The organism is Pseudomonas sp. LBUM1643 (assembly GCF_059716215.1).
The window spans coordinates 5,310,215-5,327,327 of sequence record NZ_CP166813.1 but is presented as its reverse complement, the minus strand read 5'-3'; the positions used below and the strand labels follow the sequence as shown (position 1 = coordinate 5,327,327).

The window sequence follows — 17,113 nt, the reverse complement described above, 5'->3', positions numbered from 1 at the left end:
GAATACTCAGAGTCGCTGTAAACGGTGGTCTTGCAGAGGATAGCCCTGTTCGCGATAGAAGCGGAAACTCTCCCGCGCGGCCTGGCGAATCGTTGGATCTTCTACCACCACTTCCGCCACACGGGCGAACTGTTTGGCAAAGGCTGGCACTTTCAGGTCAAGATTGACCAGTAGATCCTGATGCTGACCACAGTCATCACCCAGACCCAGCACGATCAAACCCTCAGCCTCGTTTTCGGCAGGTCCATGAGGAACAAAACTTTCGCCCTTGAAGGCCCACAGGCGTGCATCAAGATCGTCGCGTTGGGCGGCATCGCTGCAATGCAGATAGATGTGGTGCCCCATGCGCCACGCTTTTTCGGTGAGCTTGCAGGCGAAATCCAGCCGCGCCGAAGGATCGGCGCTGGGCAGGATATAGAAGTCGACTTTGGTCATTGCGGTTCCTGGAATCCGGAACGGTTATACAACTTCCCCGGAATCTGTAGGAGCGAGCTTGCTCGCGAAGGTCGTCAACGATGACGCGGGAAACCAGGTTACTCGCGGCGATCTTGAGTTTTTCGCGAGCAGGCTCGCTCCTACAGTAGGCAGTGAGTTGATGTTCAGGCTTTGGCGCGGTCCAGCAAGTATTGGGTCAGCAGTGGAACCGGACGGCCAGTGGCGCCTTTGTCCTTGCCGCCACTGGTCCAGGCTGTGCCGGCGATGTCCAGGTGCGCCCAGTTCAGGTTTTTGGTGAAGCGCGACAGGAAGCAGGCGGCAGTGATGGTGCCGGCTTTCGGGCCGCCAATGTTGGCGATGTCGGCGAACGGGCTGTCCAGCTGTTCCTGGTACTCGTCGAACAACGGCAGCTGCCAGGCGCGGTCGTCGGCGGACTGGCCGGCGCTCAGCAGTTGGCCGATCAGTTCGTCGTTGTTGCCCAGCAGGCCGGAGGTGTGAGCACCCAGCGCAACAACGCAAGCGCCGGTCAGGGTCGCGATGTCGATCACGGCCTGTGGCTTGAAGCGTTCGGAGTAGGTCAGGGCGTCGCACAGCACCAGACGGCCTTCGGCGTCAGTGTTGAGGATTTCCACGGTCTGGCCGCTCATGGTGGTCACGATGTCGCCAGGGCGCGCAGCGTTGCCGCTCGGCATGTTTTCGGCACAGGCGAGGATGCACACCAGGTTGATCGGCAGTTTCAGCTCGAGCACGGCACGCAGGGTGCCGAACACGCTGGCAGCGCCGCCCATGTCGTACTTCATTTCGTCCATGCCGGCGCCTGGCTTGAGGCTGATGCCGCCGGTGTCAAACGTGATGCCTTTGCCGACCAGCGCGTATGGCTTCTCGGATTTCTTGCCACCGTTGTATTGCATGACGATCAGGCGCGGAGGCTGGGCGCTGCCCTGGCCGACGGCGTAGAACGAGCCCATGCCCAGGTCCTTGATCTTCTTCTCATCGAGGACTTCGACTTTCAGGCTCTTGAATTCCTTGCCCAGGTTCTTCGCCTGTTCACCGAGGAACGTCGGGTGGCAGATGTTCGGAGGCAGGTTGCCCAGGTTACGGGTGAACGCCATGCCATTGGCAATCGCGGTAGCGTGGGCCACGGCGCGTTCGACTTCAGCCTGGGCTGCCTTGATGGTCACCAGAGTGACTTTCTTCAGTGCGCGAGGCTCGGCTTTCTGGCTCTTGAACTGATCGAACGTGTACTCGCCGTCCACCAGGGTTTCGGCCAGCAGACGGGTCTTGCCGTAGCTGTCGCGACCTTTTACCACCACTTCGTCCAGCGCAAGCACTGCATCAGTGCCGCCCAGACCTTTCAGGGTGTTGAGGATGCCGGCGATCATTTTACGGAACGGGCGATCGCCCAGCTCTTCGTCCTTGCCCACGCCGACCAGCAATACGCGCTCGGCTTTGAGGTTCGGCAGGCTGTGCAGCAGCAGGCTCTGGCCGACTTTGCCGGCCAGGTCGCCGCGCTTGAGGACAGCGCTGATCGCGCCGCCGCTCAATTCGTCGAGTTGCTTGGCAACGGCGCCAAGTTTGCGGCCTTCGCTGACGGCGACGACCAGAGTGGCGGTCTTCAACGTTTCTGGGTTAACGCTTTTTACAACCAGTTCCATGTCCGGGCCCCTGAATAAATGGTCAACACGCAAGCGTATGAACTTGCTTATAAATAGAAAGACGCAAGACACGACCTGCGACAAAGGCCGCAGTTTGAACCTCGCCTGCTGCGCCTGACAACCCTCGGTCTTACGATTGTGGGAGCGAGCCGGCTCGCAAGGAACCCAAGCCCGCCACGGGGTGTCAGACTTCCCGCTGCAGGTAGGCGATGATCCTCGGATCGCCGCCCGGAGCAGGCTTGCTCCTGCGCCCTGCGCGCCAATGCATTGCGCAGTGACAGGCGCGCACAATCACAGGATAATGCGCCATCTTTTCGGCGGCCCTGCCTTGCGGTCCGCCTGATATGTTTGCTTGTTTGGCCGCCTTCGCCTGACAACCCTGGAGTGTCTGGTTTGATTGTCTTTCGTTACCTATCCCGCGAAGTCCTGTTGACCCTGAGTGCCGTTAGCGCCGTGCTGCTGGTCATCATCATGAGCGGACGCTTCATCAAATACCTCGCCCAGGCGGCGGCAGGTCTTCTGGATCCGGGCTCGCTGTTTCTGATCATGGGTTTTCGTCTTCCGGGTTTCCTGCAGCTCATCCTGCCCCTCGGGCTGTTTCTGGGCATCCTGCTGGCCTACGGTCGCTTGTACCTCGAAAGCGAAATGACCGTCCTGTCGGCCACCGGCATGAGCCAGCAACGCCTGTTCGCCATGACTCTGTTTCCGGCCACTCTGGTCGCCCTCGTGGTGGCGTGGTTGAGCCTGAGCCTGGCGCCACAAGGGGCCAATCAATTCCAGTTGCTGCTGAACAAGCAGGACGCCCTGACCGAGTTCGATACGCTGGAGCCCGGACGCTTCCAGGCGTTGCGTGACGGTACGCGGGTGACCTATACCGAAACGCTGACGGACGATCGTATCCATTTGGGTGGCGTGTTCATTTCGCAAAAGAACACGTCGTCGGACCAGAAGGATCGTGGTATTTCCGTGCTGGTGGCCGAAAAAGGCCGTCAGGAAATCCGCCCGGACGGCAACCGCTATCTGATTCTCGACAACGGTTACCGCTATGACGGCAATCCGGGGCAGGCTGATTACCGTGCAATCAAATACGAAGAGTACGGTGTTCTGCTGCCCAAGCCGGATGTCAGTGACGAAGTCACCGACCGGGATGCAATGCCTACCAGCAGCCTCTTTGGTAGTGATGACGTCCGTTCGCGCACCGAACTGCAATGGCGAATCTCGCTGCCATTGCTGGTGTTTATCGTCACGCTGATGGCGGTGCCGCTGTCGCGCGTCAATCCGCGTCAGGGCCGTTTCCTCAAACTGCTGCCGGCGATTCTTCTCTACATGGCCTACCTGACCATCCTGATTGCTGCTCGTGGCGCGCTGGAAAAAGGCAAGCTTCCGATGGCTTTGGGCCTGTGGCCGGTGCACGGAATCTTCCTGGCGATTGGCCTCGTCTTGCTTTATTGGGAGCCCATGCGCTTGAAAATGGCGAGTCGCCGCAGCGCGCTGGAGGTGGCCCGTGGTTAAGCTGGATCGCTACATCGGTAGCAGCGTGTTCGTGGCCATCCTGGCGGTATTGGGGATTATTCTCGGTCTGGCGACGCTGTTCGCCTTTATCGATGAAATGGGCGACGCCAGCGATACCTATACCTTGCTGGACGTCTTGAGTTACGTCCTGCTGACGGCGCCGCGCCGTCTCTACGACATGTTGCCGATGGCGGCGCTCATCGGGTGTCTGATCGGTCTGGGTAGCCTGGCCAGTAACAGTGAACTGACGATCATGCGCGCAGCCGGCGTGTCCATCGGCCGTATCGTCTGGGCGGTCATGAAGCCGATGCTGGTATTGATGGTCGTTGGTGTGTTGATTGGCGAGTACGTGGCACCCGCCACCGAAAGCGCCGCTCAAGCCAACCGTTCTCTGGCACAAGGCAGTGGGGATGCACAAAGCGCCCGGCATGGCTTGTGGCATCGCCAGGGTGACGAGTTCATCCACGTCAACTCGGTACAGCCCAATGGCGTGCTGTATGGCGTAACCCGTTACCACTTCGATAAAGAACGGCACATGCTGTCGGCGAGTTTCTCCAAGCGCGCCGAGTTCGACAAGGATCACTGGCAGCTTAGCGACGTCACCACCACGCTGTTTCATGAGAAAAGCACCGAAGTGGTCACGGCACCTGTCGAGCGCTGGGAAATTGCCCTGAGCCCGCAGTTGCTGAGCACTGTGGTCATGGCACCCGAGTCGCTGTCGATTTCCGGCTTGTGGGGGTACATCCATTACCTGGCAGACCAAGGGCTGAACAACGGCCGGTACTGGCTGGCATTTTGGGTCAAGGTGTTGCAGCCGCTGGTTACCGCTGCACTGGTGCTGATGGCGATCTCCTTCATCTTCGGTCCGCTGCGTTCGGTGACCCTCGGCCAGCGCGTGTTTACTGGCGTGCTGGTGGGGTTCACCTTCCGTATCGTCCAGGATCTGCTCGGTCCTTCGAGCCTGGTGTTCGGTTTCTCGCCGCTGTTTGCGGTGCTGGTGCCCGCCAGTGTGTGCGCCTTGGCCGGCGTCTGGCTGTTGCGTCGGGCCGGTTGATTCCGGGTATTTCCCTGCTTCGCCACTCTCATAAAACGCCCCTGCCGCAAGGTTGGGGCGTTTTTGTATGCGCCGTCTGACCTGCAAACGTGACGCTTGCGCCGTGGATCAGGTACAATTCCCGGCTATTTTTCGGCGGGCTATGCCTGCAGCCTTTTTGAGTGTTGATCCGTGAGTGATTTGAGTCATATCCGCAATTTCTCCATCATCGCCCACATTGACCATGGCAAGTCGACGCTGGCTGATCGATTCATCCAGATGTGCGGCGGCCTTGCCGAGCGCGAAATGGAAGCCCAGGTACTGGACTCCATGGACCTGGAGCGTGAACGCGGGATCACCATCAAGGCCCATAGCGTCACCCTTTATTACACCGCTCGCGATGGCATCAAGTACCAGCTGAACTTCATTGATACCCCCGGCCACGTCGACTTCACCTATGAAGTCAGCCGGTCGCTGGCGGCCTGTGAAGGTGCGTTGCTGGTGGTCGATGCTGGTCAGGGCGTTGAGGCGCAGTCGGTTGCCAACTGCTACACGGCCATCGAGCAGGGCCTGGAAGTCATGCCGGTCCTGAACAAGATCGACTTGCCACAGGCTGATCCGGACCGCGTCAAAGAAGAAATCGAGAAAATCATCGGCATCGACGCGACCGATGCGGTCGAGTGCAGTGCCAAGACCGGTCTGGGCGTCGATGAAGTACTCGAGCGCCTGGTGCAGACCATTCCTGCGCCAACCGGTAACTACGAAGATCCGCTGCAAGCGTTGATCATCGACTCCTGGTTCGACAACTACCTGGGCGTCGTTTCCCTGGTTCGCGTGCGCCATGGCCGCGTGAAGAAGGGCGACAAGATTCTGGTCAAGTCCACCGGCAAGATCCACCTGGTGGACAGCGTCGGTGTCTTCAACCCGAAACACACCGCCACCGTAGACCTGAAGGCCGGCGAAGTGGGCTTCATCATTGCCGGCATCAAGGACATTCACGGTGCTCCGGTCGGTGACACCCTGACCTTGAGCTCCACGCCCGACGTCGATGTACTGCCAGGCTTCAAACGCATTCAGCCGCAGGTCTACGCCGGCCTGTTTCCGGTCAGCTCCGACGATTTCGAAGACTTCCGTGAGGCGCTGCAAAAGCTCACGCTGAACGATTCGTCGCTGCAATACACCCCGGAAAGCTCCGACGCCCTGGGCTTCGGTTTCCGTTGCGGCTTCCTCGGCATGCTGCACATGGAAATCATCCAGGAGCGCCTGGAGCGCGAGTACGACCTGGACCTGATCACCACGGCGCCAACCGTAATTTTCGAGCTGCTGCTGAAAACCGGTGAAACGATTTACGTCGACAACCCGTCGAAGCTTCCAGACCTGTCCTCTATCGAAGACATGCGTGAACCGATCGTGCGGGCCAATATTCTTGTGCCGCAGGAGCACCTGGGCAACGTCATTACCCTGTGTATCGAAAAGCGTGGCGTGCAGCACGACATGTTGTTCCTCGGTACCCAGGTCCAGGTGACCTACGATTTGCCGATGAACGAAGTGGTCCTCGACTTCTTTGACCGTCTCAAATCGACCAGCCGTGGCTATGCTTCGCTGGATTACCATTTCGATCGTTATCAATCGGCTAATCTGGTGAAGCTGGATGTGCTGATCAACGGTGACAAGGTCGACGCCCTGGCGCTGATCGTGCACAAGGATAACGCGCACTACAAAGGTCGCCAGTTGACCGAGAAGATGAAAGAACTGATTCCGCGTCAGATGTTCGACGTTGCGATCCAGGCCGCCATTGGCGGGCAGATCATTGCGCGTACGTCCGTCAAGGCACTCAGAAAGAACGTATTGGCCAAATGCTACGGCGGTGACGTTAGCCGTAAGCGCAAGCTGTTGGAAAAGCAGAAGGCCGGTAAAAAACGCATGAAGCAAGTCGGTAACGTGGAAATTCCACAAGAAGCCTTCCTTGCAGTGCTCAGGTTGGATAGTTAGGTCCTATGTCACTAAATTTCCCGCTGTTGCTGGTCATCGCCGTGTTCGTCTGCGGCCTGTTGGCGTTGCTCGACCTGGTTATTCTTGCGCCGCGTCGGCGTGCTGCCATTGCTTCCTATCAGGGCAGCGTCAGCCAGCCCGACGGGATGGTGGTCGAGAAACTGAATAAAGAGCCGCTGCTGGTCGAATACGGCAAGTCGTTCTTCCCGGTGCTGTTCATCGTGTTGGTACTGCGTTCGTTCCTGGTGGAACCGTTCCAGATTCCATCCGGCTCGATGAAACCGACCCTGGATGTCGGCGACTTCATTCTGGTGAGCAAGTTTTCCTACGGGATCCGCTTGCCGGTGATCGACAAGAAAATCATCGAAGTCGGTGATCCGCAGCGCGGCGATGTGATGGTCTTTCGCTACCCGAGCGATCCGAACGTCAACTACATCAAACGTGTAGTGGGCCTGCCGGGTGATCAGATTCGTTACACCGCGGACAAGCGCCTGTTCGTCAACGGCGAGTCGATCGCCGAGCAGCTGGTGGGCTCCGAACCGGGCACGCTGGGCAGCGCAGAGCTCTACAAGGAAAAACTCGGTATCGCCGAGCACCTGATCCGCAAGGAAATGAGCCGCTACCGCGCAACGCCGGACCGTTCGTGGACCGTGCCTGCCGGGCATTACTTCATGATGGGCGACAACCGCGACAATTCGAACGACAGTCGTTACTGGGATGATCCGAACATTCCCAAGGATCTGCTGGGCATGGTTCCCGACAAGAATATCGTCGGCAAGGCTTTCGCAGTCTGGATGAGCTGGCCAGAACCCAAACTCAGCCACCTGCCGAATTTCTCGCGGGTTGGCTTGATCAAGTAATCACACACGGCGCTGTTGAACACAGCGCCGAATGCATTTCTGGAGCCGGCACAATCGACCCCGGACGCATGAAAACAATGATATTCAGGATGTAATTTTTGAACACAGCGTTAATTGTCCCAAGCCCGCGCCGTACCACGGCGATGGCGGTGGAATCCAGCCACGAACTTAGCGTGGGTACACCGTGAGCGTTTCCTTAAGCCGTCTAGAGCGTCAGCTCGGCTACACCTTCAAGGACCAGGAACTGATGGTCCTGGCCCTGACTCACCGCAGCTTTGCCGGGCGTAACAACGAACGCCTGGAATTCCTCGGCGATGCCATCCTCAACTTCGTCGCAGGCGAGGCGCTGTTCCAGCACTTCCCGCTGGCACGCGAAGGACAGTTGTCGCGACTGCGCGCGCGTCTGGTCAAAGGCGAGACCCTGGCCGTACTGGCCCGTGGTTTCGATCTGGGCGACTACCTGCGCCTGGGTTCCGGTGAACTGAAAAGCGGCGGCTTTCGCCGCGAGTCGATTCTGGCCGACGCCCTCGAAGCGCTGATCGGTGCCATCTACCTCGATGCTGGCATGGAAGCGGCGAAGGAGCGGGTTGTGGCCTGGCTGGCGACCGAGATCGCCAGCTTGACACTGGTCGATACCAACAAAGATCCAAAAACCCGCTTGCAGGAATTCCTGCAATCGCGCGGTTGTGAGCTGCCACGTTACGAAGTGGTGGATATCCAGGGTGAGCCGCATTGCCGGACGTTCTTCGTCGAATGTGAAATCACCTTACTGAATGAAAAAAGCCGAGGTCAGGGTGTGAGTCGTCGTATTGCCGAACAGGTAGCGGCCGCCGCAGCACTGATTGCCCTGGGTGTGGAGAATGGCAATGACTGATTCAACCGCAACACGCTGTGGCTATGTTGCCATCGTCGGCCGTCCCAACGTGGGCAAGTCCACGCTGCTGAACCACATTCTGGGCCAGAAGCTGGCGATTACCTCGCGCAAGCCTCAGACCACGCGTCACAACATGCTGGGCATCAAGACCGAGGGCGCCGTGCAGGCCATCTACGTCGACACCCCCGGTATGCACAAAGGTGGCGAAAAAGCCCTCAACCGCTACATGAACAAGACCGCTTCGGCGGCGTTGAAAGACGTCGACGTGGTGATCTTCGTGGTGGATCGCACCAAGTGGACCGACGAGGACCAGATGGTCCTTGAGCGCGTCCAGTACGTGACTGGCCCGCTGATCGTGGCGCTGAACAAGACCGATCGCATCGAAGACAAAGCTGAACTGATGCCGCACCTGTCGTGGTTGCAGGAACAGCTGCCGAACGCGCAGATCATGCCGATCTCGGCCCAGCACGGGCACAACCTCGAAGCGCTGGAGCGAGTGATCGCCGGTTACCTGCCGGAGAACGATCACTTCTTCCCGGAAGACCAGATCACCGACCGCAGCAGTCGCTTCCTCGCGGCTGAACTGGTGCGCGAGAAAATCATGCGCCAGATGGGCGCCGAGCTGCCGTACCAGATCACCGTGGAAATCGAAGAGTTCAAGCAGCAGGGCAAAACCCTGCACATTCATGCCTTGATCCTCGTAGAACGTGACGGTCAGAAGAAGATCATCATTGGTGACAAGGGCGAGCGCATCAAACGCATCGGTACCGAGGCTCGCAAGGACATGGAGCTGTTGTTTGACTCCAAGATCATGCTGAACCTCTGGGTCAAGGTGAAAGGCGGCTGGTCTGACGACGAGCGCGCCCTGCGTTCGCTGGGTTACGGCGACCTGTAAGACTCGGTTCCCTGTATTCCAGAAATACCCTGTGGGAGCGAGCCTGCTCGCGATTGCGGTGTAACATTCAGCATTGATGCCGACTGTCACACCGCAATCGCGAGCAGGCTCGCTCCCACAGTGGTTTTGGGTGTTTCATAAGCCTGCGTTTCTTTATTGAGAACCCTGACTTCCATGTCGCCAACCCCACCCATCGCCCAACCCGCCTTCGTACTCCACACCCGCGCTTACCGCGAAAGCAGTGCACTGGTGGACTTCCTCACGCCGCAAGGTCGGCTGCGGGCGGTGTTGCGCAGTGCTCGGGGCAAGGCCGGGACATTGGCGCGACCGTTCGTGCCGCTGGAAGTGGAGTTTCGGGGGCGTGGCGAGCTGAAGAATGTCGGGCGAATGGAAAGCGCGGGTGTATCCACCTGGCTCATCGGGGAGGCACTGTTCAGTGGTCTCTATCTCAATGAACTGCTGATTCGAATGCTGCCCGCCGAAGACCCTCTTCCCGGCGTATTCGATCACTATGCCGCGACGTTGATTGCGCTGGCCGAGGGCCGTCCCCTGGAACCGCTGCTGCGTTCCTTTGAGTGGCGGCTGCTGGATGATCTCGGTTATGGCTTTGCGCTGAGTACCGACATCCACGGCGAGACCATCGCGCCGGATGGCCTCTACCGTTTGCAAGTGGACGCGGGGCTTGAGCGGGTGTATCTGCTGCAGCCTGGTCTGTTCAACGGCACTGAACTGCTGGCCATGGCCGAAGCCGACTGGTCAGCTCCTGGCGCGTTGTCGGCTGCCAAGCGTTTGATGCGCCAGGCGCTGGCTGTGCATCTGGGCGGTCGCCCGTTGGTGTCCCGAGAGTTGTTTCGAAAGCCCTAGGGTCAACAGACACAGTCTCCCCGTGTATGCTGTGCACCGAACTTTCCCCTCTTCAGGAGCGCTTCCGTGACCACCAGCAATCGCATTCTTCTTGGCGTGAACATTGATCACGTTGCCACTCTGCGTCAGGCCCGGGGCACTCGCTATCCCGATCCGGTCAAGGCTGCGCTGGACGCGGAAGAGGCGGGCGCTGACGGTATCACCGTGCACCTGCGCGAAGACCGTCGGCATATCCAGGAGCGCGACGTACTGTTGCTCAAGGACGTTCTGCAAACCCGCATGAACTTCGAAATGGGTGTCACTGAAGAGATGATGGCGTTTGCCGAGCGCATACGTCCGGCGCACATCTGCCTGGTGCCGGAAACCCGCCAGGAATTGACCACTGAAGGTGGCCTGGACGTAGCGGGGCAGGAAGCGCGGATCAAGGCCGCGGTGGATCGCCTGGCGAAAATCGGCTGCGAAGTATCGCTGTTCATTGATGCAGACGAGCGTCAGATCGAGGCCTCTCGTCGTGTTGGCGCGCCGGCGATCGAACTGCACACCGGTCGCTACGCGGACGCGGAGACGCCGACCGATGTGGCTGAGGAGCTGAAGCGTGTAGCGGATGGCGTGGCCTTCGGTCTGGCCCAGGGTTTGATCGTTAACGCCGGTCACGGTCTGCACTACCACAACGTTGAAGCGGTCGCCGCGATCAAAGGCATCAACGAACTGAACATTGGCCACGCACTGGTGGCGCATGCGCTGTTCGTCGGCTTCAAGTCGGCGGTGTCAGAGATGAAGACTTTGATTCTGGCAGCAGCGTTGAAAGGCTAAATCGGCGGCGCTGCCATCGCGGGCAAGCCACGCTCCCAAAAAAGCGTTGAACGACGATCGTGTGTTCGACGCGCACCAGTGGGAGCGTGGTTTGCCCGCGATGGCGTCTTCAAGGGAGGCGAATATCTAAAGCTGCGGCGTTTCCTGGCTCGGCTTGGTCTTGTCGATGCCCGGCACATGCAGGTTGCCCTCGGCCACTTGATCGCCCTCGAGCTGCGGCTGCGTGACCCAGGTCAGAATGTCGTAGTAGCGCCGAATGTTCGCCACAAAGTGCACAGGCTCGCCGCCTCGGGCGTAGCCGTAGCGGGTTTTGCTGTACCACTGCTTCTGGGACAGGCGCGGCAGGATCTTCTTCACGTCCAGCCATTTGTCCGGGTTCAACCCTTCCTTGGCCGTCAGTTTGCGGGCGTCATCAAGGTGACCGCTGCCAACGTTGTAGGCTGCAAGTGCAAACCAGGTGCGATCAGGTTCCTGGATCGACTCGTCCAACTGATCCTTCATGTAGGCCAGGTACTTGGCCCCGCCCATGATGCTTTGTTTGGGGTCGAGCCGATTGGAGACGCCCATGGCCTGCGCCGTATTCTGGGTCAGCATCATCAACCCCCGAACGCCCGTCTTGGACGTGACGGCCGGTTGCCACAGGGACTCCTGATAACCCACCGCCGCCAGCAAGCGCCAGTCGACCTTCTCTTTCTTGGCGTATGCCTTGAAGTGCTGCTCGTACTTGGGAAGCCGTTGCTGCAAATGTTGGGCGAAGGTGGTGGCACCCATGTACCCAAGGACATCGACGTGGCCGTAATAGCGATCCTTGAGCCGCTGCAGCGTGCCGTTCTTCTTCACTTTGTCGAGGTAACTGTTGATCTCGTTGAGCAAGCTGTTGTCTTCGCCCGCTGCCACCGCCCAGCTCTGGTTGCTGGCGTCGCCGAGATCGAAAGCGACCCGTATGTTGGTGAAGTAGACCTGGTTCATCGCCACTTCATTGGAGTCGACCAGGGTCAGATCGATCTGGCCTTCGTCCACCATCCGCAGCAGGTCCACGACTTCAACCGCATCGGACTCTTCGTATTCAATGGCGGGGAACTTCTTTTTCAGCTCTGCCAATTGTTCGGCGTGGGTGCTGCCCTTGAGCACCATGATCTTCTTACCGACCAGATCGCCTGCATCGGTTGGCCGCGATTGGCCATTGCGATAGATGATCTGGGGGGTGACTTCCAGGTAAGAGTGGGAAAACCGCACTTGCTTTTTGCGTTGCTCGCTGCTGACCAGACCGGCAGCAGCCATGACGGGGCCGTTAGGTTTGCCCACCTGATTGAACAGGTCATCAAGGTTGTCGGCGGTTTCGATTTTGAGCTCGACCCCCAGATCGTCGGCGAAACGCTTCACCAGCTCATATTCGAAGCCGGTTTCACCGTTGCGATCCTGAAAGTAGGTGGCGGGGCTGTTTCGGGTAACCACCCGCAGCACACCATCCTCCTTTACGCGCTCCAGTGTGTTGGGTTTATCAACACACCCGTTGAGCATCAGGAAGAGTCCGGTTGCGATCAGCCATTTGGCGTACCGCGGACGCAAAGCCGTTGGGGAAAACATCTGCGCAGTATACGCAAAGGACCACGAGCGCCATATCTCGACAGCGAAGGGCTAGTCTGCTAGAGATCGAAAAACCGCTCCAGAGCCCGCAGGAATGGGCCTGAACGCTTATTTGTGACAGCAAAAATAACCCCGCATGCACTTCGATTTAAGGCTCGAATCCCCAGCCCGACGCCCGGGTGTAGCCGCCCGTACCGTTTCGGGTGATGTCGCGGGCGGTTTAGGCTAGAATGCACGGCCTCAAAGCACACCCCTTCCCGAGGCTGTCCCGAAGATGTTGATCCTGCGCGGCGCTCCTGCCCTTTCTGCCTTTCGCCACAGCAAACTCCTTGAGCAACTGAGCCAGAAAGTCCCGGCTGTCAGCGGCTTGTATGCTGAATTCGCTCACTTCGCCGAAGTTACCGGCGTCCTGACGGGCGACGAACAGCAGGTGCTTGCGCGCCTTCTGAAGTACGGCCCAAGTGTTCCTGTCCAGGAGCCGACCGGTCGTCTGTTCCTGGTGTTACCGCGTTTTGGCACTATCTCGCCGTGGTCAAGCAAGGCCAGCGACATCGCCCGCAACTGCGGCCTGGCCAAGATCCAGCGCCTTGAGCGCGGCATCGCCTTCTATGTTGCCGGCCAGTTCAGCGACACCGAAGCGCAGTTGATCTCGGACGCCTTGCACGACCGCATGACCCAGATCGTTCTCGCCAGCCTCGAACAAGCCGCCGGCCTGTTCAGCCACGCTGAGCCGAAACCGCTCACCGCGATCGATGTGTTGGGTGGCGGCCGTGCCGCGCTGGAAAAAGCCAACACCGAACTGGGCCTGGCCCTGGCTGAAGACGAGATCGACTATCTGGTCAACGCCTTCATTGGCTTGAAGCGCAACCCGCACGACATCGAACTGATGATGTTTGCCCAGGCGAACTCCGAGCACTGCCGTCACAAGATTTTCAACGCCAGTTGGGACATCGACGGTCAGAGCCAGGAAAAAAGCCTGTTCGGCATGATCAAGAACACCTACCAGATGCACAGCGAAGGCGTTCTGTCCGCTTATAAGGACAACGCATCGGTGATCGTGGGTAACGTTGCAGGCCGTTTCTTCCCGGACCCTGAAACCCGCCAGTACGGTGCGGTGCAGGAACCGGTGCACATCCTGATGAAAGTCGAGACGCACAACCACCCGACCGCGATTGCCCCGTTCCCGGGCGCGTCCACCGGTTCCGGTGGCGAGATCCGCGACGAAGGTGCCACCGGCCGCGGCGCCAAGCCAAAGGCTGGCCTGACCGGTTTCACCGTATCCAACCTGCAAATCCCGGGTTTCGAACAGCCGTGGGAAGTGCCGTACGGCAAGCCGGAGCGCATCGTTACCGCGCTGGACATCATGATCGAGGGCCCACTCGGTGGTGCCGCGTTCAACAACGAATTCGGCCGTCCGGCACTGACCGGTTACTTCCGTACCTTTGAACAATCGATCACCACCCCGCATGGCGACGAAGTTCGTGGCTACCACAAGCCGATCATGCTGGCGGGCGGCATGGGTAACATCCGTGCCGAACACGTGCAGAAAGGCGAGATCACCGTCGGCTCCAAGCTGATCGTGCTCGGCGGCCCGGCGATGCTGATCGGCCTGGGCGGCGGCGCCGCTTCCTCCATGGCCACCGGCACCAGCTCGGCGGACCTCGACTTCGCCTCCGTACAGCGCGAAAACCCTGAGATGGAACGTCGCTGCCAGGAAGTCATCGACCGTTGCTGGCAATTGGGTGACAAAAACCCGATCAGCTTCATCCATGACGTCGGCGCGGGTGGTCTGTCCAATGCTTTCCCGGAACTGGTCAACGACGGTAACCGTGGTGGCCGCTTCGAACTGCGCAACATTCCAAACGACGAGCCGGGCATGGCCCCGCACGAAATCTGGAGCAACGAATCTCAGGAACGTTACGTTCTGGCGGTCGGCCCGGCTGACTTCGAACGCTTCCAGGCGATCTGCGAACGCGAGCGTTGCCCATTTGCCGTCGTCGGCGAAGCCACTGCCGAGCCGCAACTGACGGTCACCGACAGCCACTTCGGCAACAGTCCGGTGGACATGCCACTGGAAGTGCTGCTGGGCAAAGCCCCGCGCATGCACCGTTCGGCTGTACGTGAAAACGAACTGGGCGATGATTTCGATCCAAGCACGCTGGAGATCGCAGACTGCGTCGAGCGCGTCCTGCATCACCCGGCTGTCGCCAGCAAAAGCTTCCTGATCACCATCGGTGACCGGACCATCACCGGCCTCGTGGCCCGTGATCAGATGGTCGGCCCTTGGCAGGTTCCGGTCGCCGACGTGGCCGTCACCGCCACCAGTTTCGACGTTTACACCGGTGAAGCCATGGCCATGGGCGAGCGTACTCCGCTGGCACTGCTGAATGCCCCGGCGTCCGGCCGCATGGCCATCGGCGAAACTTTGACCAACATCGTCGCTTCGCGCATCAACAAGATTTCCGACATCAAACTGTCGGCCAACTGGATGTCCGCTGCCGGTCACCCAGGTGAAGACGCACGTCTGTACGACACCGTGAAAGCGGTCGGCATGGAATTGTGCCCTGAGTTGGGTATCACCATTCCAGTGGGCAAGGACTCCATGTCCATGGCCACGCGCTGGAACGACGAAGGCGTCGACAAAACCGTGACTTCGCCGATGTCGCTGATCGTGACCGGTTTCGCGCCAGTGGCTGACATCCGTCAGACCCTGACCCCGGAACTGCGCATGGACAAGGGCACCACCGACCTGATCCTGATCGATCTGGGTCGTGGCCAGAACCGCATGGGCGCCTCGATCCTGGCCCAGGTTCACGGCAAGCTCGGTTCCCAGGCTCCAGACGTTGACGATGCCGAAGACCTCAAGGCCTTTTTCGCTGTGATCCAGGGCCTCAACGCCGACGGTCACTTGCTGGCCTACCACGACCGTTCCGACGGTGGTCTGTTGACCAGCACCGTGGAAATGGCGTTTGCCGGTCACTGCGGTCTGAGCCTGAACCTCGACGGTCTGGCAGAAACATCCGCCGACATCGCTGCCATCCTGTTCAACGAAGAACTGGGTGCAGTGATTCAGGTTCGCCAGGACGCTACGCCAGACATCCTTGCGCAATTCAGTGCTGCCGGTCTGGGCGAGTGCGTGTCGGTGATCGGTCAGCCGATGAACAACGGCCAGATCAACATCACCTTTAACGGCGAAACCGTGTTCGAAGGCCAGCGTCGTCTGCTGCAGCGTACCTGGGCTGAAACCAGCTACCAGATCCAGCGCCTGCGTGATAACGCCGACTGTGCCGAGCAAGAATTCGACGTGCTGCTGGAAGAAGACAACCCGGGCCTGAGCGTCAAGCTGAGCTTCGACGTCAACCAGGACGTTGCCGCGCCTTATATCAAGAAAGGCATTCGCCCACAGGTTGCCGTACTGCGTGAGCAGGGCGTCAACGGTCAGGTGGAAATGGCAGCCGCCTTCGACCGCGCCGGTTTCAGCGCGATCGACGTGCACATGAGCGACATTCTGGCCGGCCGTGTCGACCTGAACGAGTTTAAAGGTCTGGTCGCTTGCGGTGGTTTCTCCTACGGCGACGTATTGGGTGCCGGCGAAGGCTGGGCCAAGTCCGCGCTGTTCAACAGCCGTGCTCGCGACGCGTTCCAGGGCTTCTTCGAACGTAACGACAGCTTTACCCTCGGCGTGTGCAACGGTTGCCAGATGATGTCCAACCTGCACGAGCTGATTCCGGGCAGCGAGTTCTGGCCGCACTTCGTGCGTAACCGTTCCGAGCAATTCGAAGCGCGCGTGGCGATGGTTCAGGTTCAGGAGTCGAACTCGATCTTCCTGCAAGGCATGGCCGGTTCGCGCATGCCGATCGCCATCGCTCACGGTGAAGGTCACGCCGAATTCGCCAGCGAAGAAGCGTTGCTTGAAGCTGATCTGTCGGGTTGCGTGGCGATGCGTTTCGTCGACAACCATGGCAAGGTCACCGAGAGCTACCCGGCCAACCCGAACGGTTCGCCGCGCGGCATCACCGGGCTCACCAGCCGTGACGGTCGCGTGACCATCATGATGCCGCACCCGGAGCGCGTGTTCCGCGCCGTGCAGAACTCGTGGCGGTCGGAAGACTGGAACGAAGACGCACCGTGGATGCGTATGTTCCGTAACGCTCGCGTGTGGGTTAACTAAGCGTCGTGTACAAGCTCGCTTTCTTCGTTCCGGCCAGCCATGTCGAGCTGGTCAAGAGCGCTGTGTTCGCTGCCGGTGGCGGGCGAATCGGCGCTTACGACCACTGTTCATGGCAGGTGTTGGGCCAGGGCCAGTTCCGCCCGCTGGACGGCAGTCAGCCGTTCATTGGTCAGGGTGGCCAGGTCGAACAGGTCGAGGAGTGGAGGGTTGAGCTGGTGGTGGCGGATGAGTTGATCGTAGCCGTAGTGGCTGCGTTGAAACTCAGCCATCCCTACGAGACACCGGCGTATGAAGTGTGGCGGCTTGAGGATTGTTGATCCTGTCGCCAAACCAAAAAAAACCGCTAATTGAAGTTAGCGGTTTTTTTTTGCCAATGATTGAGTGAGTGCGCTCGCAGAAAAGCACTGTAGGAGCTGCCGAAG

General features: G+C 59.5%; 13 protein-coding genes. 10 read left to right on the top strand and 3 right to left on the bottom strand.

From position 1 onward, the window contains the following. Nucleotides 1-6: 6 nt before the first annotated feature. Nucleotides 7-435 carry a DNA polymerase III subunit chi gene (locus ACA063_RS23975; protein WP_497663630.1) on the bottom strand — a complete coding sequence of 143 codons (429 nt, stop codon included), beginning with the start codon at nucleotides 433-435 and terminating at the stop codon, nucleotides 7-9. Between the two features lie 164 nt (nucleotides 436-599). Beyond that, nucleotides 600-2,090 (bottom strand): leucyl aminopeptidase, encoded by a 1,491-nt coding sequence (locus ACA063_RS23970; protein WP_497663629.1) that lies wholly within the window; start codon nucleotides 2,088-2,090, stop codon nucleotides 600-602. A 393-nt stretch (nucleotides 2,091-2,483) separates the two neighbouring features. Here ACA063_RS23970 and lptF point away from each other — a divergent pair, with 393 nt between their 5' ends. From lptF to pdxJ, 8 genes are all read left to right on the top strand, one after another. Then, nucleotides 2,484-3,602 (top strand): LPS export ABC transporter permease LptF, encoded by a 1,119-nt coding sequence (gene lptF, locus ACA063_RS23965; protein ID WP_497663628.1) that lies wholly within the window; start codon nucleotides 2,484-2,486, stop codon nucleotides 3,600-3,602. Continuing rightward, nucleotides 3,595-4,656: an LPS export ABC transporter permease LptG gene (lptG, locus tag ACA063_RS23960; RefSeq protein WP_497663627.1), complete on the top strand. Its 1,062-nt coding sequence runs from the start codon at nucleotides 3,595-3,597 to the stop codon at nucleotides 4,654-4,656. Before lptF ends, lptG begins: the two co-directional genes overlap by 8 nt. Nucleotides 4,657-4,827: 171 nt before the next feature. Continuing rightward, a complete protein-coding gene (gene lepA, locus ACA063_RS23955) occupies nucleotides 4,828-6,627 on the top strand; it encodes a translation elongation factor 4 (protein WP_150746888.1) in 1,800 nt (599 codons plus the stop codon). Between the two features lie 5 nt (nucleotides 6,628-6,632). Continuing rightward, on the top strand, nucleotides 6,633-7,487 hold the full coding sequence (gene lepB / locus ACA063_RS23950) for a signal peptidase I (RefSeq protein ID WP_497663626.1): 855 nt from the start codon (nucleotides 6,633-6,635) through the stop codon (nucleotides 7,485-7,487). A gap of 184 nt (nucleotides 7,488-7,671) precedes the next feature. Continuing rightward, nucleotides 7,672-8,361, top strand: coding sequence for a ribonuclease III (gene rnc / locus ACA063_RS23945; RefSeq protein WP_497663625.1), 690 nt, complete (start codon nucleotides 7,672-7,674; stop codon nucleotides 8,359-8,361). Beyond that, nucleotides 8,354-9,256 carry a GTPase Era gene (gene era, locus ACA063_RS23940; RefSeq protein WP_059403406.1) on the top strand — a complete coding sequence of 301 codons (903 nt, stop codon included), beginning with the start codon at nucleotides 8,354-8,356 and terminating at the stop codon, nucleotides 9,254-9,256. Before rnc ends, era begins: the two co-directional genes overlap by 8 nt. Nucleotides 9,257-9,430: 174 nt before the next feature. Beyond that, nucleotides 9,431-10,120 carry a DNA repair protein RecO gene (gene recO, locus ACA063_RS23935; RefSeq protein WP_497663624.1) on the top strand — a complete coding sequence of 230 codons (690 nt, stop codon included), beginning with the start codon at nucleotides 9,431-9,433 and terminating at the stop codon, nucleotides 10,118-10,120. Nucleotides 10,121-10,186: 66 nt separating this feature from the next. Next, nucleotides 10,187-10,933, top strand: a complete 747-nt coding sequence (pdxJ, locus tag ACA063_RS23930; protein WP_497663623.1) for a pyridoxine 5'-phosphate synthase — start codon at nucleotides 10,187-10,189, stop codon at nucleotides 10,931-10,933. A 126-nt stretch (nucleotides 10,934-11,059) separates the two neighbouring features. On the opposite strand, the gene mltF is transcribed toward pdxJ, so the two are convergent. After that, nucleotides 11,060-12,520, bottom strand: coding sequence for a membrane-bound lytic murein transglycosylase MltF (gene mltF / locus ACA063_RS23925; RefSeq protein ID WP_162438717.1), 1,461 nt, complete (start codon nucleotides 12,518-12,520; stop codon nucleotides 11,060-11,062). Nucleotides 12,521-12,794: 274 nt separating this feature from the next. Between mltF and purL the strand changes: the two genes are divergently transcribed. Both purL and ACA063_RS23915 read left to right on the top strand, forming a co-directional pair. Further along, on the top strand, nucleotides 12,795-16,691 hold the full coding sequence (gene purL / locus ACA063_RS23920) for a phosphoribosylformylglycinamidine synthase (protein WP_497663622.1): 3,897 nt from the start codon (nucleotides 12,795-12,797) through the stop codon (nucleotides 16,689-16,691). 5 nt (nucleotides 16,692-16,696) lie between these two features. Beyond that, nucleotides 16,697-17,008 carry an NGG1p interacting factor NIF3 gene (locus tag ACA063_RS23915; RefSeq protein WP_497663621.1) on the top strand — a complete coding sequence of 104 codons (312 nt, stop codon included), beginning with the start codon at nucleotides 16,697-16,699 and terminating at the stop codon, nucleotides 17,006-17,008. Nucleotides 17,009-17,113 lie beyond the last annotated feature (105 nt).